Annotated in this window: 17 protein-coding genes; 6 read left to right on the top strand and 11 right to left on the bottom strand. The window is 61.6% G+C overall.

All coding sequences use genetic code 11. The annotated features are described in order from the left end of the window. Positions 1–119 precede the first annotated feature (119 nt). The 3 genes from CO660_RS22300 to CO660_RS22290 are packed head-to-tail and all read right to left on the bottom strand — an operon-like array spanning position 120 to position 5,343. A complete protein-coding gene (locus tag CO660_RS22300) occupies positions 120–3,191 on the bottom strand; it encodes an efflux RND transporter permease subunit (protein WP_097600539.1) in 3,072 nt (1,023 codons plus the stop codon). Further along, on the bottom strand, positions 3,188–4,273 hold the full coding sequence (locus CO660_RS22295; protein ID WP_097600538.1) for an efflux RND transporter periplasmic adaptor subunit: 1,086 nt from the start codon (positions 4,271–4,273) through the stop codon (positions 3,188–3,190). The genes CO660_RS22300 and CO660_RS22295 overlap by 4 nt, the downstream gene beginning before the upstream one ends. Continuing rightward, the gene (locus CO660_RS22290) at positions 4,270–5,343 is read right to left on the bottom strand and encodes an efflux RND transporter periplasmic adaptor subunit (protein ID WP_097600537.1); all 1,074 of its coding nucleotides are present in this window, start codon (positions 5,341–5,343) and stop codon (positions 4,270–4,272) included. Before CO660_RS22290 ends, CO660_RS22295 begins: the two co-directional genes overlap by 4 nt. A gap of 108 nt (positions 5,344–5,451) precedes the next feature. On the opposite strand from CO660_RS22290, the gene CO660_RS22285 reads away from it, so the two are divergent. Next, the gene (locus CO660_RS22285; RefSeq protein WP_097600536.1) at positions 5,452–6,084 is read left to right on the top strand and encodes a TetR/AcrR family transcriptional regulator; all 633 of its coding nucleotides are present in this window, start codon (positions 5,452–5,454) and stop codon (positions 6,082–6,084) included. Positions 6,085–6,196: 112 nt separating this feature from the next. Continuing rightward, positions 6,197–7,234, top strand: a complete 1,038-nt coding sequence (locus CO660_RS22280; protein WP_097600535.1) for a LacI family DNA-binding transcriptional regulator — start codon at positions 6,197–6,199, stop codon at positions 7,232–7,234. Between the two features lie 41 nt (positions 7,235–7,275). Here CO660_RS22280 and CO660_RS22275 read toward each other — a convergent pair whose 3' ends face one another. Continuing rightward, positions 7,276–8,304: a helix-turn-helix domain-containing protein gene (locus CO660_RS22275; protein ID WP_097600534.1), complete on the bottom strand. Its 1,029-nt coding sequence runs from the start codon at positions 8,302–8,304 to the stop codon at positions 7,276–7,278. Positions 8,305–8,472: 168 nt separating this feature from the next. Here CO660_RS22275 and CO660_RS22270 point away from each other — a divergent pair, with 168 nt between their 5' ends. Next, positions 8,473–9,624, top strand: coding sequence for an ROK family transcriptional regulator (locus tag CO660_RS22270; protein ID WP_097600533.1), 1,152 nt, complete (start codon positions 8,473–8,475; stop codon positions 9,622–9,624). 171 nt (positions 9,625–9,795) lie between these two features. Here CO660_RS22270 and CO660_RS22265 read toward each other — a convergent pair whose 3' ends face one another. The 6 genes from CO660_RS22265 to CO660_RS22240 are packed head-to-tail and all read right to left on the bottom strand — an operon-like array spanning position 9,796 to position 17,929. Next, complete coding sequence (locus CO660_RS22265) at positions 9,796–10,842, bottom strand: carbohydrate ABC transporter permease (RefSeq protein ID WP_097600532.1); 1,047 nt, start codon at positions 10,840–10,842, stop codon at positions 9,796–9,798. A 1-nt stretch (position 10,843) separates the two neighbouring features. Next, the gene (locus CO660_RS22260) at positions 10,844–11,839 is read right to left on the bottom strand and encodes a sugar ABC transporter permease (RefSeq protein WP_097600531.1); all 996 of its coding nucleotides are present in this window, start codon (positions 11,837–11,839) and stop codon (positions 10,844–10,846) included. Position 11,840: 1 nt separating this feature from the next. Then, on the bottom strand, positions 11,841–12,947 hold the full coding sequence (gene ugpC / locus CO660_RS22255; protein WP_097600530.1) for a sn-glycerol-3-phosphate ABC transporter ATP-binding protein UgpC: 1,107 nt from the start codon (positions 12,945–12,947) through the stop codon (positions 11,841–11,843). Further along, a complete protein-coding gene (locus tag CO660_RS22250; RefSeq protein ID WP_097600529.1) occupies positions 12,935–14,299 on the bottom strand; it encodes a glycoside hydrolase family 28 protein in 1,365 nt (454 codons plus the stop codon). The genes ugpC and CO660_RS22250 overlap by 13 nt, the downstream gene beginning before the upstream one ends. Beyond that, positions 14,296–15,390, bottom strand: coding sequence for a glycoside hydrolase family 88 protein (locus CO660_RS22245; protein ID WP_097600528.1), 1,095 nt, complete (start codon positions 15,388–15,390; stop codon positions 14,296–14,298). Before CO660_RS22245 ends, CO660_RS22250 begins: the two co-directional genes overlap by 4 nt. A 16-nt stretch (positions 15,391–15,406) precedes the next feature. Beyond that, positions 15,407–17,929 carry a hypothetical protein gene (locus tag CO660_RS22240; protein WP_097600527.1) on the bottom strand — a complete coding sequence of 841 codons (2,523 nt, stop codon included), beginning with the start codon at positions 17,927–17,929 and terminating at the stop codon, positions 15,407–15,409. Positions 17,930–18,119: 190 nt separating this feature from the next. On the opposite strand from CO660_RS22240, the gene CO660_RS22235 reads away from it, so the two are divergent. Further along, complete coding sequence (locus tag CO660_RS22235; RefSeq protein WP_085781714.1) at positions 18,120–19,406, top strand: ABC transporter substrate-binding protein; 1,287 nt, start codon at positions 18,120–18,122, stop codon at positions 19,404–19,406. 354 nt (positions 19,407–19,760) lie between these two features. Beyond that, positions 19,761–21,023, top strand: a complete 1,263-nt coding sequence (locus tag CO660_RS22230) for a DUF3422 domain-containing protein (RefSeq protein WP_097600526.1) — start codon at positions 19,761–19,763, stop codon at positions 21,021–21,023. 36 nt (positions 21,024–21,059) lie between these two features. On the opposite strand, the gene CO660_RS22225 is transcribed toward CO660_RS22230, so the two are convergent. Continuing rightward, positions 21,060–21,536: a MarR family winged helix-turn-helix transcriptional regulator gene (locus CO660_RS22225; protein ID WP_097600525.1), complete on the bottom strand. Its 477-nt coding sequence runs from the start codon at positions 21,534–21,536 to the stop codon at positions 21,060–21,062. Between the two features lie 97 nt (positions 21,537–21,633). On the opposite strand from CO660_RS22225, the gene CO660_RS22220 reads away from it, so the two are divergent. Continuing rightward, positions 21,634–22,002, top strand: a complete 369-nt coding sequence (locus tag CO660_RS22220; protein ID WP_097600524.1) for an antibiotic biosynthesis monooxygenase family protein — start codon at positions 21,634–21,636, stop codon at positions 22,000–22,002. Positions 22,003–22,130 lie beyond the last annotated feature (128 nt).

Raw genomic sequence — 22,130 nt, 5'->3', positions numbered from 1 at the left:
CATGCCATTCCCGCTCCGGGGTGGGACGGCATCGCCTGCGCCATCCCACCTATTTCGTCGCGGTCCGTGTTGCAGCGGCCGCCGCGGCGGCCGTAGGCGATGGCCGTTGAAGCCCGGTTTCATGCCTCAGCCAAGGCTTCCGCCCGAACACTTTCATCCCTGGGGATCCTGAACCACGCGACATAGAGTGCCGGCAGGAACAGCAGTGTGAGCGCGGTGCCGATGACGATGCCGCCCATCATGGCGTAGGCCATCGGCCCCCAGAAGATCTCGCGCGAGATCGGGATCAGCGCCAGGGTTGCCGCCGCCGCCGTCAGCATGATCGGCCGCATGCGGTGTTCGGTCGCCTCGATGACAGCCTGCCATGGCGCCAATCCCTCGGCGCGCAGTTGCTCGATCTGCACCACCAGGATGACGGAGTTGCGGATCAGGATGCCGATCAGCGCCAGAATCCCCAGGATGGCGACGAAGCCCATGGGGGCGTTGCTCAGCAGGAGGGCTGCGACCACGCCGATCAGCGCCGTCGGCGCGACCGCAAAGACCAGGAAGAGGCGGCTGAAGCTCTGCAGCTGTACCATCAGGATCGTCGCCATCGTAAACAGCATCAGCGGAGCCACCGCCGCAATCGGCCCTTGCGCCTCGGCGCTGGATTCGACGGCGCCGCCGATTTCCACCTTGTATCCGACAGGAAGGTTCTTCTGGAATTCCTCCACCTTCGGCTTCAGCTGATCGACAATCGTAGCAGGCTGTGTCGAACCGATGACGGCCGCCTTGAGCGTGATGGTGGGCTGCCTGTCGCGACGCCAGATCGTTGGCTGCTCAAGTTCGAAGCGGAAATTCGCCACGGCCGAGAGCGGCACGACCTTGCCGTTGGAGGTCGAGAGCTGCAGATTCTCAAGCGTCTGGACGGAATCGCGCTCGGACGCCCTGGCCCGGCCGATGACATTGACCAGGTAGATGTCGTCGCGGATCTGCGTCGCGGTCGAACCTTCGACAATGCCGTTGAGGGCGGTCGCGATGTCCTCGGAAGAGACGCCCAGCTGGCGCGCCTTGTCCTGCAGCACATCGACCTTCACCACCCGCGAAGGCTCGTTCCAGTCCAGCACCATGTTCGACAGCAGCGGATGGGTACCGACAACGCCTGCAAACTGCTGGGAGATATCACGTACCTTTTGGATATCCGGGCCGCTGATCCGGTACTGGACCGGTTTGCCCACCGGCGGGCCGATATCGAGAAGCTTCACGAAGGCGTCGGTGCCGGGGAAGGTCTTCGTCAGATAATCCTGCAGCTCCGCCCGCACCTTGTCGCGCACGTCGAGGCCTTTGGTGACGATAATGGTCTGCCCGAAGGTGACATCTGGCGTCTGCACATCGAAGGACAGGATGAAGCGTGGGGCGCCCTGGCCGACATAAGTCGTCCAGTGATCGATATCCTTGTTGTCCGCCAGCATCTCCTTTTCGAACTTGGCCATCTGCCTGTTGGTCTCGGCGATCGAGCTGTTGTGCGGCAGGTTCCAGTCGATCACGAGCTCGGTTCTGTCCGAGTTCGGGAAGAACTGCTGCTGCACCAGCCCCATGCCGCCGACCGAAAGCGCAAAGACGCCGACCGTCAGCACGATGGTGATCCAGCGCCAGCGCATAGCGAGCGTCAGCAGCCAGGAGAAGACGGCGGCGAAACGCCCCTTCTTCTCGTGATGCGACTTCATCGTCTTCGGCAGGATAGTGACCCCGAGAAGCGGCGTGAACAGCACGGCGACGATCCAGGAGACCACGAGCGAAACCGCGATGACGACGAAAAGCGTGAAGGTGAATTCGCCGGCCGCACTGCTGTTTAGACCGACCGGGATGAAGCCCGCGACGGTCACCAGCGTTCCCGTCAGCATCGGAAAGGCCGTCGAGGTGTAGACGTGGGTGGCGGCCTTCCTCAGATCGTCGCCCGCCTCCAGGCGGGCCACCATCATCTCGACGGCGATCATGGCGTCGTCGACGAGCAGCCCGAGCGCGATGATGAGCGCGCCGAGCGAGATGCGCTGAAGCGAAATGCCGGAATATTCCATTACCACGAAGGTGATGGCGAGCACGAGAGGAATGGAGATCGCTACCACCATGCCGGCGCGCAGGCCGAGGCTGATGAAGCTGATGACGAGCACGATGACGATCGCTTCGAAGAGCGCGCGGGTAAAGCCCGAGACGGCTTCGTCGACGACATGGGGCTGGTCTGAAACGCGGTGGACATCCACCCCGATCGGAAGATCGGCGACGACCTGTTTCATCCGCGCGTCGAGCGCCTCGCCGAATTCCAAAAGGTTGGCGCCCTGCTTCATGCCGATGGCAAGACCGATCGCCGGCTCTCCATTGAAGCGGAACAGCGCCGAGGGCGGATCGACGTAACCACGCTTGATCGTGGCGACATCGGTCAGCGGGAAGAAGCGGTCGTTGATGCGAAGGTTGATCGACCTGAGACTCTCCTCGGAGGTGAACTGTCCGCTCACCCTCAATGCGATACGCTCCGGACCGGCGTCGACGAAGCCGGATTGCGTGACGGCATTCTGGGCCTGCAGCGTCTGGATGACCGACTGCTGGTCAATGCCGAGCGCCGCGATCTGGCGTGTGGAGAATTCCAGATAGATCGCCTCGTCCTGGGCGCCGATCACATCGACCTTGCCGACATTCGGGACCGTCAGAACTTCTGAGCGGGCATTTTCCACGAGATCGCGAAGCTGGCGCTGGGTGAGCCCATCGCTGGTGAAGGCATAGATGTTTCCGAACACGTCGCCGAAGCGGTCGTTGAAGAAGGGACCGACGACCCCGCTCGGGAAATCCCCCTTGATGTCGGCGATCATGTTGCGGATGCGCAGCCAGGTCGGCGCGACATCCCTAGCCTTGGTCGTCGGCAGCAGCTCGACGAAGACGGTCGTCTGGCCGGCGACGGTCTGGCTCTTGGTGTAGTCGAGCGATTCCAGTTCCTGGAGTTTCTTCTCGATCCTGTCGGTCACCTGCCTTGTCACTTCCTCGGCGGAAGCACCGGGCCACTGGGCGGTGATCACCATTGTCTTGATGGTGAAGTTCGGGTCTTCCTCGCGGCCGAGGTTCAGATAGGAGAAGGCGCCTGCGAGAATGAAGACGATCATGAAGTACCAGACGAGCGAACGGTGCTCGAGCGCCCAGTCGGAAAGATTGAAGGACTTCACTGGCTGATCTCCTGGTCGATCCTGATGGCCTGGCCATCCTCAAGTTTATGCACGCCCGCCACAACCACCCGCTCTCCGGGAGCGAGCCCTTCGGTGACGCGGACGGTGCCGCCGTCGACGACGTCGCCGTCGATCTTCACGCGGCGCAGCGCCACCTTCTTGGCCGGCACGTCGACGATCCAGACGTTGGCGCCGTCGCTGCCGGCAAGGATCGCCGAGGAAGGCAGCACGATCTCGGGGTCGGCGGCGATGGTTGCGGAGGCTGTGATGACCGCGCCGAGCCTGAAGGCTTCAGGCGGATCGGCAAGTGCGATCTTGGTCCTGCTCGTGCGGGTGGCGGTTTCCGCCTCCGGCGCGATTTCGCGCACGACGCCCGTCGCGCGGATCGAAGTCTCGAGCTGCAGCGTCACGTCGAAGGGCGCGCCGATCTTCAGTTTCTGGGCAGCGGCCTGAGGCACGTCGACCACCGCATCACGCTTGTCCGGCCGGGCTATCGTGACGACCGTCTGGCCGGCCGACACGACTTGGCCGACCTCGGCCGATGTCGCCGTGACGACCCCATCAAACTCCGCCTGAAGCTGCGCATAGCCGAGCTGCTCCTTGGCCTTGTCGAGATTGGCCTGCGCCTTGGCGACCGCAGCCGCGGCCGTCCGTCTCGCCTGCTCGGCTTCTTCGAGCGAGGCTTCCGTGCCCGAGCGCGATTCCACCAACGCGCGCTGGCGCTGTTCCGTCGTTACCGCGTTTCGAAGCTGGGCGTCGCTATTCTCGACATCGGACTGGGCGCTGCGCACGGCAAGCTCCAGCGCCAGCGGATCGATGGCAGCGACCACGTCACCCTTCTTGACGACATCACCGACATTGACGTTGCGGGCGATCATCCGCCCGAGGATCCGGAAGCCGAGTTCGGTTTCTATCGTCGGCTGGATCGTGCCGGTCAGGCTGAGGCTTGTCGCGGGCGTCTGCCTGACCGTCATCGACAGCACGGGACGGGGCGCCTCCTGCATGCTTTCCTCCGGCTTCGTGCAGGAGGAGAGCAGGGCCGTACCCATCATCAGGGCGATTATCTTGGGACGAATACTCACTTGGATGCTTCCTTCACATAAGACACGGTTTCACCGGGCCTGAGGAATTTGGTCCCCTCGGTCACCACGACATCTCCCGCCGACACACCCGATTTGACGACGAAGCTGCCGGTCTCGTAGCTGGCGACATCGATCGCTCTCATCGAAACCGCTGAGGATGCAGGATCGACGATCCAGACGGCTGGCTTGCCGTCCTTGGAGGTCATTGCCGACCAGGGCAGCTGGATGACGTCCTGGGGGACATAACTGAATTTCCCGACGACGGGAGCGCCGAGCGGAATGGGAGCATCGCTCGTAATGGCGACTTTGACCCTGATAGTGCCGGTGGAAGAATCGATCGTCGGCGAAATCTCGCGGACCTTCGCCGTGATCTTCTGCAAGGGGTTCGACAGCAGGTTCACAGTGCCGTCGCCTTCGATCGGACGCAGGAACGCACTCTCGACGACTTCGAAGACGGCGTCCCGGTCGCCGTCATGGGCAAGGGTGAAGACAACCTGCGCGGCCTGCGCCACCTGGCCAACCTCGGCATTGCGGGCGGTGATCACGCCATCGGCATCGGCTTTCAGCTCCGTATAGGACAGGGTGTCCTGCGCGGTCTCGAAGAGCGCCTGCGCCGACTTCGTCGAGGCCTGCGCCGTCAGGAGCGCCTCCTGTGCCTGGTCGAGTGCGGCCCGCGTCGTCACCTGCGTTCGAAACAGGCTCTGCTGACGGTCGAAGGCGAGCTGCGCCTGGGTCTGCTGGGCTTCAGCCGACTGAAGATTGGCCGCCGCCACATCGAGATCGGCCTTCTGCTCTTCCGGATCGATGCGCGCCAGTACCTGCCCCGCCTTTACTGACTGACCAACTTCCACCAGCCGTTCGATGATCTTGCCGCTGACCCGGAAGGACAGATCGGTCTGGACCCGGGCGCGCACCTCTCCCGTCAGCGCACCGCCATCACTCAGCGGCTCAGACCTCGCGACGACGACGCCGACCTGGCGCGCGGCAGGTTCGCTCGGCCCGCCAGGCTCGCTGCAGGAGACGAGACCGATCGTGCATACGATCGCTGTGGCGATCAGAATGGTTCTCATAGTTGACCTCTTGCTCTCAACGGCAGCTGCTATATAATTGACTGACGGATTAGTCAATGAAACTTTTGCGCAGGAACGATTGCGCAAAACAAGGGAGGCGAGGCACGCATGGCAGCTCAGAAGAAACTCACACGCGCGGAACAGAAGGCGCTGCGACCCATCCAGATCCTGGATGCTGCATTCGAGGAATTCGTCAGAAACGGGTTCACCGGCGCCCGCGTCGACGACATCGCAGACAGGGTCGGCGTCACCAAGGGCACGGTCTACGTCTACTTCGAGACGAAGGAAAAGCTGTTCGAAGCCATGATCAGTCACTTCTCCGTCCCCTTTCAGGAACTGCTTGAAATCACCGCTGGCCTCAGCGGCACCGCCACCGACAGGCTGACGTCCATTCTCGGTCTGCTTTACGACCAAATCGCGGAGGATCGTACAACCCGCGAATTGACGCGTCTGGTCATTTCGGAAGGACAGCGCTTCCCCGACCTGATCGATCGCCACCACGATGAATTCATAGCGCCGATTATCGCCAGGATCGACGCTCTCATCCTGGAAGGTGTTGCGTTGGGGGAATTTCGCGAAATTCCTGTCGAATTCTCAGACCTCGTGGTCGCGCCGATTCTGACGACGACGGTTCTGCGGCTGATATTCGATGATCGCCGCGTGCCGACACCCGACAAGGATGCCTTTATGCGAGCCTATTTCGACCTGCTGTTCAACGGGCTGCTTGCCGAACGCCGCTGATTGCGAATGACGAAAATATCGGCGCAAGCACATAGCTTTTCGAAAGTCTTTATGTAAAAACATCGAGTTAGCTTATGCTTCGAAGGTACGATCTGAATTCCTGGCGGAAAAAGTGGAACGTAAAGTCAATCTCAAAGATGTCGCACGCGATGCCGACGTGTCGCTGAGCACGGCCTCGCACGCCCTGAACGGAACTGCGCCGCTCACGATCGAGGTGCGGGAAAGAGTGCTGGATTCGGCAAAACGTCTCGGCTATCTCGACCGCCGGAGAAAGAAGGCGACGATCGCCGCCTTGCACGTTCTGCTTCTCGCCATTCCTGACGATGCCGCCCCGGAGAGCGATCTCAACCTGGTGAGCTGGACCATTCTCAACGGTCTTCGCAGGGAATGCGAGCGTCGCGGCATCCGCATCGTACCCTATGTCAGCAGCGGCCGGCGCATCGACGGCGCCGAGGTCAGGAAGATCGCGACAGCAGAACGCGCTGACGGCATCGTGGTGCTGAACGATGATCAGCCCGAACTCATCCGCAGCCTAGCCTCGGCTAACATGCCCGTCGTCATCGTCAACGGCGAGGATCCCGCCATGCTGGTCGATACTGTGACGCCTGAAAACCGCTTCGGCGCACGGCTCGGCATCGAGCACCTCATGGCGCTCGGCCACCGCCGGATCCTGCATCTGACCTGGAAGGGCCGCACGACCATTCAGCGCCGGTACGACGGTTTTTCCGATGCCTATTTGGCCGCACAGCTTCCGGTGCCGGAGGACATGATCATCGAGGCCGAGGGATATGAGCCCCGGCATGGCGAAGCGGCCATCAACGCGCTGCTCCATCGCGACCCAACGCTGAAAGGCGCCACCGCCGTCTTCTGCGCGGCCGACAATCTGGCGCTCGGCTGCCTGAAGGCATTGGCCGATCGCGAGATACGCGTGCCCGACGCGATATCTGTGCTCGGCTTCGACGACATCGTTCCGGGCGAGTTCAGCCGCCCGCCGCTGTCCACCGTGAGCGTGCCTACCGACCGTCTCGGGGCGGCAGCGCTCGCGCTCATCGAACAGCGGCTGATCGCCAATGATCCGCAACGGCCGGCTCATCGCCTCGAACTCGGCTGCCATCTCGTCCTGCGGGGCAGCATCGCACCGCCGCGCTGAAGGGCCGGAAGAGCCAGCCTTTCGAAGGTCCGAAGCTCACATCAGCGCAAACGCTCAGCCCGCAACCGCGTATCCCTCGGGCTTTCACCGAAAGTGCTGCGGTAGATGATGGAGAACCTGCCGGCGTGCGCAAAACCCCATATCGCGCAGATTTCGCGGACGGATTGCTGGTTCGTCGGATCCCGCAGCTGCTCGCGGGCCGCCTGCAGCCGGATCGTGCGGAGGTAGCCGGCCGGCGACGTTCCCCTGAACGCCTTGAAGCCCGTTTGCAGAGCCCGAAGCGAAACGCCGACGCCATCAGCAACCATCGTCATGGTGATAGGTTCCGCGATATTGGCATGCATGTAGTCGATAGCGCGTCGGACATGCCAAGGTGCAATCAACGATACTTTCTTTTTTTCGAGATGATCGGAAAACCGATGACGGCCAAATCGGATCACGAGGTGAGCAAGAGTTTCGCTCATCGCGGCTGCGGCAAGAGGCGAAGATAGCAACGGACCAGCGCCGCGCATGCCCTGCACGATCGTCTGGAGCAGATTGCCGATGAGTTGGCCTGACTGCGTCGCGCGATCCAGGATCGGGTCGAGATCGAACGACTCCGACAGGGGCTTTTCCATCAGCGAGGCGAGGACCCTTTTCAAAACCTTCCAGTCCAGAAAAAGGACGTCCGAGCGATGCGGTCCTCCCTGGACCACACGATCGCCGACTTCGTGATTGTTGGCCATGAGAAAGTAATCGGCGCCGCTTTCGACCGTTCTCTTTCCTATCGATAGTCGAAAAGAGCCTGTGTGCGGCATGAAAAACGCGAGATGCTGCGGAGACTCATCAAGCGTCCGGATCGTCCAGGAACTCTGATAGACCGAATGAAGCACCGTGAGCGCCTCGGTCCTTCTCAGATCCGCGGCCCAGGCGAATTTTCGGTCATCCTTCAACGGCTGGGCGCCGAAAACGCCGTAACCAGCCGTAAAGGCCTGAACCATTGATTCGAAGCTGGTGCCTCCATGCGTGGGCTCGAATCCGTAACCCCGATGTTCGGCAATTGCCATTTTCTCCCGTCTTAACGCATCCATGCCGCTCGGTTCTTTTCTTCTGCCGCCTGACATCATCGCGACTGGTCTGGCCAATCTTGATGGGTTAAGCAGGACCGGCAAAACCACGGATGATTTCGTTGCCCCGCAGAAGCAAAGCGTCCCCTCCACCTGCTTCACACTTATAGTGTAAATCAATATGTTTGGAAAATGAAGTACGCTCCGCTGGACCACGTTGCCCCACATTTCCTGCGAGACACAGAGCCCGCGAGAGTAGCGTCCCGTAACGAACGGGACCTTTTGCGGTTGATCTGGAAGTCGCCCGGCATCGAGCGCTCCAGCCTGACCGATCCACTCGAACTCACCCAGCAATCGCTGCACAGAATAGTCGGCCGGCTTCATGATCGGGGAATGGTCGTCTTTTCCCAATCGGAAAACCGGCGCGCCGGGCCACCAAGTCCGGAGCTGACACTGCGAAGGGAGTGGTGCCTGACACTCGGCATCTCCATCAACGTCGGAACGATTGGCCTTTGCCTCATGGGTTTCGGCGAACCATTGGACAATATGGAAATTCCTCAGGCCGGCTCGTCGCTACCCCTGGAAATGGAGCGGATCGAAGCAGCCGTCGAACAGATCCTCGCCCGGCGCGGCGCCAAGCGGCGCGACATCCTCGGGATCGGCCTCGCAGTCTCCGGCCATCGCATGCTGGATACGGCTTTCAATTGTCCCCTGCCGCTCGCCCATTGGTCGCTGATCGACCTGGCGCCATTGCTTGGGGAGCGGCTTGGCCTGCCGGTCTGGGCGGACAATGTCGCCAGGACTGCGGCCTTGGCGGAAGCAATTTTCGGCGTCGGGCGTGACGTTGCCGATTTTGCCTATATCGCCCACCTTCATGGCTATGGCGGCGGCCTTGTCTCCGGCGGCATGCCGTTTCGCGGCAGTTTCGGAAATGCCGGCGAAATCTCCGTTCTTTTCGGGCGTCACGACTACGATGATCGCCCCGCTCTCAACCAGCTGCTCGAGCATCTTCGCAGCAAGGGGCGCAGCGGTCTGACCCTGAGGGATCTGAAGGACGAAAATTTGGTGGAGTGGGATGGTGTCGAGGAATGGATCGACCGCGTCACTCCGGCCCACAATCGAGCCATCAACGCGATCTGCGCGATCTTCGACCCGGCATTGATCGTGCTTGGCGGCGAGCTTCCACATTCACTTGCGAGAATGCTGATCGAGCGGACCGAGTTCAATAATCTGCCTCGGCATGGTGCCTTGCGCGACATCCCGCAGCTCGCAGTGGCCCAGATCATCGATGCCCCCGGCGCGATCGGCGCAGCATTGATCCCGCTATTCGAGACCGTTTTGTGATGGCCTCTGCCAGTCAATCCGCCACGGCTCCCATCTGAACAGGACCGAAGCGCACACCGCAGGACCAGTTGCGGTGCGCTTCAGCTGGCGCGACGAAATTGGAAAGGCAGTCTTAAATTCTTGGAGGTTTCCTCGCCTCGACTCCAATCGATGCTGTGCGCCAGGATTCGTTCACTTCATTCCCGTACCCGCGATGCCCGTGGTGATGTATTTCTGCAGGAACAGGAACACGATCGTGACGGGCAGTAGGCTGAGGAAGGTCATCGCCAGGATATAGTGCCACTGCACCGAGAACTCACCTTGGAAGGCATTGAGTCCGACCTGCAGGGTGAAATTCTCGCGGCTGTTGAGGACGATGAGCGGCCAGAGGAAATCGTTCCAGCGCCAGAGCACGGAAAAGATCGCCAGCACGGCAAGCGCCGGCGCCGTCAGCGGCAGGATGATCCGCCAGAAGATGCAGAATTCGCTCGCCGCATCGACGCGTGCCGCCTCGATCAATTCGTCGGGTATGGTCAGCATATATTGCCGCAGCAGGAACACGGCCGTCGGCGAGGCGACTGTCGGCAGGATCACACCCCAGAGATTATCAGCGAGTCCGACCCCGACGATGACGAGATAGGCAGGGACCATGACGACGGCGAGCGGGATCATCAGCGTCGAGATGATGATGACGAACACAGTCGTATCGCCCCGAAACTTGTATTTCGACAGCGCAAAGGCAGCCATGGCGTTGACGATAAGCGTCAGCAGCGTGGCAACCACAGTGACGAAGACCGAGTTCTTCAGGAAGGTCAGGAAGTTGAAGCGCGTCAGCGGATCGGTGAAGTTCTCGGTGGCAACGGTCAGATGCTGCACCGGCGTGATCCCCTTCACGTCGACACCGACCGGTTGCCCCGGACTAGCAGGATCGACCATCTGCGCCTTGAGACCGATGCGACGCACCATGGCCATTTCACGCTGCTGGCCGTCGATCGTTACGCTCCAAAGGCTGAGCGGCTTGTCGAATCCGGGCACGGTCTGTTCCACGGCGGTCCGCGGAAGCAGCGACGGCGGAAAGCGGGTGATCTCGGCCGCCGGCTTCAGCGAGGAGAGGCCTGCCCAGACGACGGGAATGAGCACGGCGAGCGTTCCGCCGATCAGCCAGATCCATGACAAAATATCGGTGATGTCGATGCGTCCGGCCCGGCGTGTGCGTGAGAGAAAACTGATCGGGTTCATCTCAGGACTCCATTCGTTTGCCCAAGCGCAGCTGTATGAGGGTGAGAACCAGAAGCACCAGGCCCATGAGAACCGATGCGGCCGACGCAAGCCCGAAGAGACGGAGATCGCTGCCGAAAGCCATCTGGTAGATATATTGGACGATGAAGCTGTTGGCCGTGCCCGGACCGCCGCCATTGGTCAGAACCCAGGCTTCGTCAAAGATCTGCACCGACTTGATCATCAGAAGGATGAATACGACAAGCAGGTTCGGAGCAAGAAGCGGAAGCGTGATCCTGAACAGTGTACGGCGCGGCGAAGCGGCATCGATGGACGCGGCCTCGTAAAGATCTTTTGGGATCGCCTGGAGGCCGGCGAGCAGGATCAGCGTGTAAAAGCCCATATGGAACCAGACCGACACGACCACGACGAAAAAGCGCGACCAGCCGACATCAAGCAGGAAGATCTCAGGGGGAACGCCAAGCATCTGAAAAAAGGCGTTCAGCAGGCCGTTGCGATCGAGGAACCACTTCCAGATCAGGCCGATGACGACGGGAGACAGCAGAACGGGATAGAAGAACATCGCCCGGAAGAAGCCACGCGCGACGATCGCCCGGTTGAGGATCAGCGCCGTGATCAGCGCCACCAGCAATGTGGCGACGACGTTAAAGGCCACAAACCAAAGTGTGTTCCACACCGCCGTCCAGAACAGCGATTCCTGACAGGTTCCCGGCTGCAGATAATTGCCGCAGGAAAGCAGGGTGCGGAAGTTGTCAAGACCGACGAACGGCCGCTCCGAAACGAACAGATTGGTGCCGCCGGTGAAGGCGTAGCCGACCGCGATCGCGATGGGAAGGAAGGTGAAAATGGCGAACAGAACGAGGTTCGGCGCCAGGAACAGCCATGGCATCCGCTTGCGGCCGAACAGACGCTCGATCGCATTCATCGGCGCCTCGACCACCCTCATCGCCGTTTCGCCTGTCTGAGACAGCAATGTACCGGCTGTGAGTTCTGCCATTTTAGCGCCTCCCCTGCCCGGACTGCCTGCCAAAGGCCAGGCCGCTTTCGGGATCGAACAGATGAACGCGGGCCGGATCGGCTTCGATCATGATCCGGTCGCCCGAAACCGGCGCGAAATGGCCGGCTTCATGGATGATGATCTGATCGTCTTGCCCGGCGAGGTTGCCATAGACATAGGTCTCGGTTCCGAGCCCCTCATGATACTGCACGACGAATGGCAGGCCCCGCTCGCTGGAGCGGGAGAAATGCGCGGGCCGGATACCGGCAACAACCGACTGACCGACCGCAATGCCGGCGGGATCGACATTGCTGACGATCGTGCCGCCGTTGCCGACATCGACGACGACGCCGCTTTCGCCGACGCCCGAGACCTTGCCTTTGATAATGTTCATGCGCGGCGAACCGAGGAATCCGGCGACGAAGAGATTGCGGGGGTGGTCGAAGAGCTCCAGCGGTGCGCCGACCTGCTCGACCCGACCGGCGCGCAAAACGACGATCTTGTCGGCCATGGTCATCGCCTCGACCTGGTCGTGGGTGACGTAGATCATCGTCGTCTTGATGTCGCGATGGAGCTTGGTGATCTCGGCCCGGGTCTGCACGCGCAGCGCCGCATCGAGGTTCGACAGCGGTTCGTCGAAGAGGAAGATGTCGGGCTCGCGTACGATCGCCCGGCCGATTGCTACACGCTGGCGCTGGCCGCCGGAAAGCTGCTTCGGACGCCGGTCGAGATAGGGTTCGATTGCCAGCATCCTGGCCGCCTCGGCAATGCGCGCCTCGATTTCAGCACGCTTGAACTTCAGATTTTCCAGCCCGAAAGCCAGATTCTTGCGTACGCTCATATGCGGATAGAGCGCATAGGACTGGAAGACCATCGCGATTTTGCGCTCGGCCGGCGACAACGCGCTGACGTCGCGTCCACCGATCGCGATTGCGCCCGAAGTCACCTCCTCAAGGCCCGCAATGATGCGCAAGAGCGTCGACTTGCCGCACCCCGACGGACCGACGAAGACGACGAACTCGCCGTTCTTGATGTCGAGTTCGACGTCATGCAGGACTTTCACGGAGCCATACGACTTGTTGACGGTCGAAAGTTTCAGTTCTGCCATGCCCCACTCCCATCAGGTGTCGCCGTTTCGAAGACGACGTCGTTTTCGTTCCAGCCTTGCGGCAATGGTGTCGGCCTCGTGATCCGCACCTCTTTCATCAATATCCCGGCGACATCGGCCACATAGAGGGCCGGCATTCCGCCCGGATAGTCCTGCAGGCCGATCACTCGCCCGTCGGAGCCGCGGGTCCAGGCATTGGCGCGACCGCCGCCACCCGCCTTCGGCGCGAGGTCGGCATTCGTCGGGCGCAGGTCGTAGGTCCGCCCCGAGCCGAGCTCTCCGGGCTGCTGATCTACGGCGATGCGGGCAAGCGACACGTTCCGGATGCCTGACGGCGCGGCCGCAATGAGGGTGATCGCCCCTTCCATCCGGCCGGTCACATCTTCGACGATTAGATTTTCGATGGCGCCCGCGGGGCGTTCAGCGACACGGTCGACGACATTGACGGTCAGCGCCTCGCCGGAGCCCCAGAAACCATCCGGCGTTTCCCGGCACTCCACGGAAATTCCGGAAAACCGCACATTCGAAATCCGGCCGCCGTCGCGCGAGAATATGCCGAGCGCCCGGTTGGACGACGAGACGCTGCAATCCTCGAACAGCACATTGGTGACGTCGCCATGTGTTTCCGTGCCGATCTTCAGCGCGCAGCTCAAGCTCTGAACGGAGCAGCGGCGCACGAGAATGTTCTCGCACCGGCCAATCGCCAGACCTTCAGGGCCGATGCTCGTCTTCAGGCATATGCCGTCATCGGCCGTCGATATGCTGCAATCCTCGATGACGGCGCCGCGGCAGGCGTCGAGCACGATGCCATCCGTATTGGGTAGGCGACGGTCGTTTTCGATGGTGACGTTTCGGACCGCGACATCGGTGCAATCGACGAAATGCAGCGTCCACATCGGCGAGCGGCTGATGGTGACGGAACTGATCTCGACCTCGTCGCAGCCTTCGAAGACGACGACGCGAGGACGGAATTCGGCAGGAATGAAAGTTCCCACCGTCTCGTCGTCGCCAATGATGAAGTTCTCGCAACCGGCTTCGATGCGTCCTTTTCCCGTCAGACTGATCCGCCGCGCATCGCTCGCCACGATCATGCCGCGATTCGACTTTTCCGCGATCACCGAAACCGTCGTATGCGCATAAGCGGCATAATCGGGAATGGGACGCAGGATCGCACCGGCGGCCAGGTGCAGATCGACGCCGGATCGCAGCCGGAGCCCCCTGCAGAGGTGGATGCCCGCCAGGAGTTCCAGGCGCCCGCCGCCCGAAGCCGACAGACGGTCGATCGCCGCCTGCAGACGGTCGGTATTGTCGCTGTCGAGCGCCTCAATCGCGACGAGGGAAGGAACACTCATTGGCGGCGGCCACTCTCGATCAAGACTTCGGTCAGAAGCAGCATGGTCAGCGCCTGTCCGTAAGGCGTCGGCAGGTTCGGGATGCGCCGGTAGAAATCGAGATCGTGGCCCATGGGCGTCCCGTCCGAAACGCCGTGGACGACACCTTCGTCATCGATCTGTGCCAGCACGGCCGTGAGCGCACGCTCTGCATAGACCTTGTCGCTCTTGTCGAGAATGCCGGCATTGATGGCGCGCAATATGCCATAGGCAATACCCGCCGTTGCCGAGGTTTCGAGCGGCGAGGACGGATCGTCCAGAAGCGTCGTGAACATGCCATCAGGCCGCTGATAGGCCTTCAGGGACCGCACCTGGCTGACGAGGACGTTCGAGAGGAAACGCCGTTCCTTCTCGCCGAGCGTCGGCACGAGATCGAAGAGCTCGGGGATCGCAACGGTGATCCAGGCATTGCCCCGCGCCCAGAAGGCGTTCGCGAAGTTGTGCCGGCCGTTGAAGGTCCAGCCGTGATACCAGAGGCCGCTCACCGGATCGGAGAGATAGCGGGTGTGGATGATGAACTGATAGACGGCCTCGTCGATCCAGTCATTGCGCTCGCAGAGGACGCCGGCCTGGGCAAGGAAGAGGCAGGCCATGAACAGTGTGTCGTCCCACAATTCGCCGCCGTTGAGACGCTCCTTGACGACGTGCTGGAAGCCGCCATCCTCGGTCTTCGGCAAATCCTTGATCAGCCATTCGGCCCAGTCTTCGACGAGAGCGCGGAAATCCGGACGGTCGACGTGCTGGACGAGGATTGCGAGCGGCAGCATGGGCGCCGTGCTGTTGATCTGGCGTGGCGGAATACCGCGCTCGATCTGGGCGCTGTACCAGGCAACGAGCTCCTCGAGCGCTTTCTGGTCATTGGCGGAAATCGCACGCCGGAGGAATCCATAAAGGCCGACGCCGACTTCCCAGTCCCATTCGTCGAACTGGATGCCGGAGGCGGCATTGTCCGTCACGAGACCTTCCTTGATGCCCTTGAGCCGGCTGAAAGCCGTCGCCACGCGATCGATCGTCGTCTGGAGGGCGGCGATGTCGGCAGATGCTGTGTTCATGCTGGAAACCTATGTTTCAGGAGTAGAAGGGCCCGTCAGTGCCGGCTTGGGACGCGGCGCTATCGTGGGTGAGGATCGGATCTGGCTGATCATGCGTGAACGGCCGGGGCTTACCGGCGATCGAAAGACCGTCGGCATAGGAAAGAGCGATCGCCGGTCCGCCCGGCGGCGTCAGGGAAAGACGCCGAAGCGTGGGATCGAATGAAACCGTCGTCTGGCACAGACGCTCGATGAAAGCCTTGAAGGCTTCGTCATTGCCGGATGATATGATGGCTCCCCAGCCGCAGAGCGGTCCGAACGAGCGCACCTCACGATCGGCGGTCGGGCCATCGGTGATCAGTTCCAGGCCGTTCGAGGCCCAGAGGGCGGCAAATCCCCTGCCCGATCGGGCGACCAGCCACTTGCCTTCAATGATGAGATCGTCGAGACCGTCGCGGCCGATATAGGCGTGCGTCCAGGCATGCCGCGCGTCGCCCGTATCTTCGATCAAAAGGGCGACGTCGCGATGCTGGGCGACGCGCGGCAGGATGCCATTGCCAGCCCAATAGGACGGTCTTTGATTGCCCCAGGGATCGTCTTCACCGGGATGGTTGACCCAGAGCCTTGCCATCGGGTGGCCGGCCAGCCTGATGTCGAGAACATGCTGCTGATGCCCCTTGCGGCCGGTCTTGTGGTCGACCACCGTCGAAAGCTGCGCGGCCTCGTTCTTGAACAGCACGAGCTTTCCGCTCTCGAGCCCCTGGCTATAGCGCGCCTCGACGCTTCGTCCTCGCGCAAGTGCGGCAAGCTCGGCAAGATCGGCCGGCGGCTCATAATCGCCGGCGCAGAACATGGTCAAAGCAGCCACACCGTTGTTCAGCCAGCCCGTTCCGAAGGCGACCTGGGCGAAGGGCGCCAACTCCGTCAGCGGGCCGGCGCGCAGTTCCTTGTCGTAGGCACGGCCCTGCGATCCCGCGGGAACGCCGGCGAGCGTGTGAAGGGCGATCATGCGGAAGATGAGATCGATCTGGCCGCGGGCGCGGTCGGCAATCCCGCTCTCGGCCCAGCGCTCGAGCGCCAGCAGGCCGATGAAATCGATCGGGTAATAGGCGGCCGAGTTCCACTCCGCGAGACCATGGGCTTCGACGCTGTCGAACCAGCGCCCGAGGCGCTCGACGGCGAGCGCCGCCTGCTGCCGCCCGGTTCGGCCCGAAGCGGAAAAGACCTCGTCGGGTAGAAGAAGCCCGGCCAGAAGCTGGCTCGTGTGGAAGCAGAGCACGTGGTTCTCGCTCCAGAACCACATCGCGTCGTTGCCCGGCTCGTCGACCCAGTAGCGATAGGTGAGAATGGAATGGCGGATGCGGTCGACCGTCGCCCTGGGCATCCGGTCGCCGTAGGCACCGAGCAGCCAGAGCAGCGGTACCATGATGAAATCCGAACAGTCCTCACGCGCATCGATGGAGGCAAGCGTGGCATCGACGATGCGCTCGAAGCTCGCCCGGTCTTCGTAGCCGGTTTCCATCATCGCAATGAGACGACCGGCGCGGTTGGCGCCGAAGCGGGCGCTGTATTCCAGCGCCTGGCGTTTGCGGGCGGAAAGCGATGCCTCGGCCGGCAATGGAGAAATGGTGCTCATGAAGGCAGCGTCGATGACGCGGGTGACCGAGCCCGGTCCGGAGCCGATCGTCATGTGAATGCCGTGATAACCGTCCGCAATGGCGCAGACATCCTCGGCGATCAACCGGTTCTGCTGCGCATGCAGGGTCAAATTCACATGGGCGAGGAGCGGCCGTTCGTGACCATGGCCGACGACCTTGATCTCCACCGGCAGGTCGCGCTCGGGCGCGGTGTCGAAGATGATTTCCAGAGGCTGATTGACGAAGACGTCATGGGCCGGGCGAACGCCGCGCACAAGGCCCTCCAGCTCACGAACCTCATCCTGGTCGAGCGCCACCGGCAGCAGCACCGTGAGCGGTTCCTCATCCAGCATTTCAAGTTCGAAGAACCAGGTCGTGTCGCGCTCGGCAAGATCTTCGGTGTGGACGAGAACCTCGTTGTCGCCGGCTTCGAGCTGCAAGCTGATCTCAGTCGCGCTCTCGACATTGCGCTTGAAGGGCTCGAAGCGCACCGCCTCCTGCCCGTTCACCCATATGCGCACCCCGCCGCAGGTCTTCAGCGCCAGATTGAGCGTGCGCGGTGCCTCTGTCCTGAACGTGCCCTTCAGCCATTTCCTGACATGCGTCGGCACATGCCAGAAGCTGGTGAACTCGACGCGGCGGTTCGAGCCGGGGAGATAAAGGCTTGTGGTCGGCCAGGACGCGTCGGGCAGAAGCGGCCGCCCCACCATGGTCGACCAGAAGGCCTTCCGGCAAGGCAGGTCGCCGACATCGACGAAACCGTTGATGAAGCGATAGTTCACGCGATCTTCGGCAGGAGCCGGCTCGCCGGGAAAATAGTCGGCGATGAGGCCGGACACGGCCCATGCCGTTATCGTCTGGCCTTTGGCAACGCCATAGGCTGGCGCCATGTCGTCGGGTTGCTTGACGCTTTCCGCCTGCACAGATCGCCTCCTCCGCAATTTTATGAAAATGTTTTCATTACTTCATTTGTGTGCGGCGTCTTCAAGAAGTGCTCAAAACATCGCACTAGCGCCAGAAAATAGCTTGACGGGAGGAATGTCAAGTATATGAAATTCGCTTATCGATGGCTGAGGCCGCGATTGATGAAAATGTTTTCATGGGAGGATGAAAATGAAAACCTATCTCTCAGGGGCTTTCGCACTGGCCCTGGCCACCGTTTCCTTCGCCTGGTCGAGCGTCGCCATGGCGGAAACCCAGACGATCACCTTTCTCTTCACCGACGACGACCAGGCTTACGTCGAGCGGATGGAAGCACTGAGCAAGGAATTCGAGGCGGCGCATCCCGACATCAAGGTGAATTTCGTTTCGTCGGGCTATGATGCCGTCGCGAAGCAGCTGCCGGTGCAGCTGGCCATCGGCGAAGGGCCCGACGTTGCCAAGATCACCGATTGGCAGCTGGCGCCCTATTACCTCGACATGCGCCCGCTGATGAAGGATCCGGACGGCTTCGCCAAGCTGCACGGCGACAGCCTGAACACGCTTCGCTTCCCCGGCGTCAACGACCCGAACTCGATCAATGGCTACGTCGCCTCACAGACCTTCAACCTGCCCTTCGTCAACAAGACGCTCTTCGAACAGGCGAATGAACCGCTTCCGAAGCCGACCGCAACGCTGAAGGAAATCGTCGAAGCCTCTGCGCGCGTCGCCAAGGCGACCGGCGCCCAGATCCCCTTCACGATGGACCGCTCCGGCCACCGCTTCTCGGGTGCTGCCTTCTCCTACGGCTCGAACTACGTCAAGGACGGCAAGTTCTCATTCCCCGACGATGCCGCCAAGCGCTATATCACCGATCTCTACAACTGGACGAAGGACGGCTCCTTCCCCAAGGAAATGTGGGGTGCGGCCGGCGGAACCCAGTACAAGAACATGGGTGACGAATTCGTCAATGGCAATGTCGTGACCTATCTGGCCGGCAACTGGATGGTCAATCCGTTCCAGAAGAAGATCGGCGACGGCTTCGAGTGGACGGCGATCAGCGCGCCTTGCGGCGATGCCGGCTGCTATGCAATGCCCGGCGGCACGGCAATCGTCGGCTTCAAGCGCACCAAGTATCCGCAGGCCGTCGCCTCGTTCATCGAGTTCCTCGGCTCTGAAAAGGTGCAGCGTGAAATCGCCGAAAATTACGTCATCCTGACCGGCGCCGACATCAAGGATCCGCAGTACAAGCTCGACAGCAAGAACGCCAAGGAAGCCATGGCCGTCTTCCTCGCGGCCCGCGACAGCGCGCCGCAGGCCGCCCGCGATCTGGAACGCCTCAAGGGATCGGGCGCCATCTATCAGCTGATCGTCCAGCGGATGAGCCAGCTGATCGTCGGCGAGCTTTCTCTCGAAGACACTTTCAAGGCGATGAGCGCAGACGTCGACAAGATCAACGTGACGCTCGCCGCCAACAAGTAAACCGGCCGCGCCTGTCTCCCACAGATTGCGCGCCGCATCAGCCACGACCTCGCAACGGGCCGTGGCTGATCGTTTTTTGGCCATGCTTCGGCTGATCCTTCCGGCCGATCCGTTGATCGCGAAAGAGATCGGATTGTCGCCGGCATCGCGCCGGACCGCCGTTACCGTACAGTGGAGCAACTTCCAGAGTATTGCCGCCCCATCAAGTATATTCGGGCAGTCTTACACATTCGGCGGAGAAGTCGTCGTGACACGTGCCGTGAGAGAGGCTATAGGCCTGGTAGTCAGTTCAAAACGCCGGCAATCCCGGTCACGTCAGCCGTCGATCCGTCTACCATCTAGAGGTGCATTCCCATGCCGATCGGTTCCGAGCATCCGCTGCGCAGGGAGTTGCATGACGAACTGCATGCGCGGCCGTCGCTTTACTTCGATGGCGACACCGATGTCTGGCATGTCGCCGTCGTCGGCGACAGCGGTTCGCCTCCGCTGCCGGTTTCCCTGCCGGGATTGGAGGACGTCTCGACCACTCTCGGAGGCAACCACGGCATCGGCCGCTTCGGCGACGGCCGGCTGAAATGGGAGGCGCATACCGAGTTCCTCACCCTCACCTTCGTCACACCTGCGTGCTCTGCGCCCGGTAGTCATCCGCCCGAGGCTTTCAGGGCCAGCTGCGACAGGATCAACGGTAAGGTGATCGCCGCCGTTCGGGTGCTGGTGCGCGACGAGAAGGACGGACTGGCTCTCGAAAAACCCATGCTCGACTATGTCGCCTCCAAGGTCGGCGGCGGCGATGCCGAAGTACATTCGAATTTCCGCCTCAGCGACAGCGGTTTCGTCGAATTCCTGTTCTTCAACCGCAATCTCAACGCCTATCGCACCGGCCGCATGGTCCGGCGCGTCCTCGAAATCGAGACATACAGGATGATGGCGATGCTGGCGATGCCGATGGCGCGCGAGACGATCTCCCAGCTCTCGGCCTTCGACCGGCGCCTCGATCTCCTGATCACGCACATGCAAAGCGCCGTAAAAGTTGACAAGGCGCTGCTTTCCGAAGTGACAAGGCTCTCTTCCGACGTCCTCAACTTCTCTGCGCTGGCGCGCCACCGCTTCGGAGCGACGAAAGCCTATGCCGAGATCGTCGCCAGCCGGGTCTCGGAGCTGCGCGAGGAACGCGTCGAGCAGCGCCAGCGGATCGGCACCTTCATCGGACGGCGCTTTCAGCCGGCTGTTCGCTCCGTGCATGCCGCAGAGCGCCGCCTGGATGAGCTCGCCGAACGGGTCAGTCTCGCCGGCGATCTGCTCAGAACCACCGTGCAGGTTCAGCTCGAGGATCAGAATGCTTCTCTGCTCACCTCCATGGAAGAGAGGGCGCGCATCCAGGTGCATATCCAGCAGGCGGTCGAAGGCTTCTCGGTCATTGCCATCACGTATTATACCGTTGGCCTTGCCAAGATCTGTCTCGAAAGCATTTCCGAACTAGGCGTCGATCCTCATCTGGCCAAGCTCGCCGTGCTCGCAGCCATCCCTTTGGTGCTCTTTGCCGTCTGGACCGCCGTTCGCCACGTTCGCCGGAGCATCGCCGGCGCACCGCATAGCGCGGTACCCGGAAGCCACTGAAGCCGCGTCGGGCACACAGCCTGCCGCGGACCGACCTTAGGCCTCTTCACCAACCTCTTCGCTTCCTTCCAACTTGTGAAGAAGCGTTTTAATGACGCGGTGCGTCGTCTCGATCTCCACAACCTCGAGGCCCTCAGCGAGACCACTCGCCCATGGAGCTTGGAGGCGCATGGCCGCCTTCTGGGTGTCTCGTCCCTTTTCCGTCAGCACGACTAGCTGCGCCCGCCGGTGATGGGGGTTGGCTGCAAAGGCGACGAGCCCCTCCTTCTCCAGATCGTTGACGATGCGCTGCACGTTCTGGCGGTTGGCTCCCATGTCGCGCGCAAGCCAGGCGACTGGCTGCGGACGTTCCGAGGCTGCGATGGTGCCGAGAACATGCCAGCGCGCACTCGTCAGCCCGAGACTGGCGACGAGCTTGTCTCCTGATGTCAGCATCCGGTTGTTCAGTCTGAACAGGTCAAGGACGAGAGCGGTCAACGCAGATCCGGCGGCGGTTCGTTCGGCTTCAGCCATTTGGCACCATGCAGTTTAATTGACATCATAGTGTCAATAAATTATGTTTCCATCATGCCGAATTGACACCATAGAACCATATAGAACGGAGCAAGTCATGTCACACATTCGTCCGATGGACCCCGCCTTCCCGATTAATCGGCAAATCGAGCTCGAAGCCTCCCCGGTGGTGCTCATCAATCTTTTCACTCTCGACAAGGCGGACGAGCCCGGATTCCTCGAGGTCTGGCAGGCCGACGCCGCCTTCATGAAACGCCAGCCCGGCTTCATCTCCACGCAGCTGCATCGCGCACTTGGCGAAAACCCGACCTACTTCAATTACGCCGTCTGGGAATCGAACGCGCATTTCCGGGCCGCCTTTATCCATCCCGAGTTCAGAGCCAAGAGCTCAGCCTATCCATCGTCGGCAATCGCGTCACCGCACCTCTTCCAGAAGGTCGCGGTCGCAGACATCTGCGTCGCCTAGCCCGGCGTTCCGGCGGGTGAAACCGTCTTCGCGATCATGACCTTAAGTCAGCTTGAGTTTTCGCCTTTCCATGAACTCACCCTTTCCCGCCGGTTCGCTCTGACCGGAAAGGTCAAGCGTTCGTGCAG

It is taken from the genome of Rhizobium sp. L9 (assembly GCF_002531885.1).
In the GTDB taxonomy this organism is placed as follows: domain Bacteria; phylum Pseudomonadota; class Alphaproteobacteria; order Rhizobiales; family Rhizobiaceae; genus Rhizobium.
The sequence above is the reverse complement of the archived record's forward strand: the minus strand, read 5'-3'. Positions and strand labels throughout refer to the sequence as shown.

Bases quoted from the DNA above. Each gene is read 5' to 3' on its own strand.
- CO660_RS22290 (WP_097600537.1), bottom strand. From the start codon at position 5,343: ATGAGAACCATTCTGATCGCCACAGCGATCGTATGCACGATCGGTCTC.
- CO660_RS22285 (WP_097600536.1), top strand. From the start codon at position 5,452: ATGGCAGCTCAGAAGAAACTCACACGCGCGGAACAGAAGGCGCTGCGA.
- CO660_RS22275 (WP_097600534.1), bottom strand. From the start codon at position 8,304: ATGGATGCGTTAAGACGGGAGAAAATGGCAATTGCCGAACATCGGGGT.
- CO660_RS22270 (WP_097600533.1), top strand. From the start codon at position 8,473: ATGAAGTACGCTCCGCTGGACCACGTTGCCCCACATTTCCTGCGAGAC.
- CO660_RS22265 (WP_097600532.1), bottom strand. From the start codon at position 10,842: ATGAACCCGATCAGTTTTCTCTCACGCACACGCCGGGCCGGACGCATC.
- CO660_RS22260 (WP_097600531.1), bottom strand. From the start codon at position 11,839: ATGGCAGAACTCACAGCCGGTACATTGCTGTCTCAGACAGGCGAAACG.
- ugpC (WP_097600530.1), bottom strand. From the start codon at position 12,947: ATGGCAGAACTGAAACTTTCGACCGTCAACAAGTCGTATGGCTCCGTG.
- CO660_RS22250 (WP_097600529.1), bottom strand. From the start codon at position 14,299: ATGAGTGTTCCTTCCCTCGTCGCGATTGAGGCGCTCGACAGCGACAAT.
- CO660_RS22245 (WP_097600528.1), bottom strand. From the start codon at position 15,390: ATGAACACAGCATCTGCCGACATCGCCGCCCTCCAGACGACGATCGAT.
- CO660_RS22235 (WP_085781714.1), top strand. From the start codon at position 18,120: ATGAAAACCTATCTCTCAGGGGCTTTCGCACTGGCCCTGGCCACCGTT.
- CO660_RS22230 (WP_097600526.1), top strand. From the start codon at position 19,761: ATGCCGATCGGTTCCGAGCATCCGCTGCGCAGGGAGTTGCATGACGAA.
- CO660_RS22225 (WP_097600525.1), bottom strand. From the start codon at position 21,536: ATGGCTGAAGCCGAACGAACCGCCGCCGGATCTGCGTTGACCGCTCTC.
- CO660_RS22220 (WP_097600524.1), top strand. From the start codon at position 21,634: ATGTCACACATTCGTCCGATGGACCCCGCCTTCCCGATTAATCGGCAA.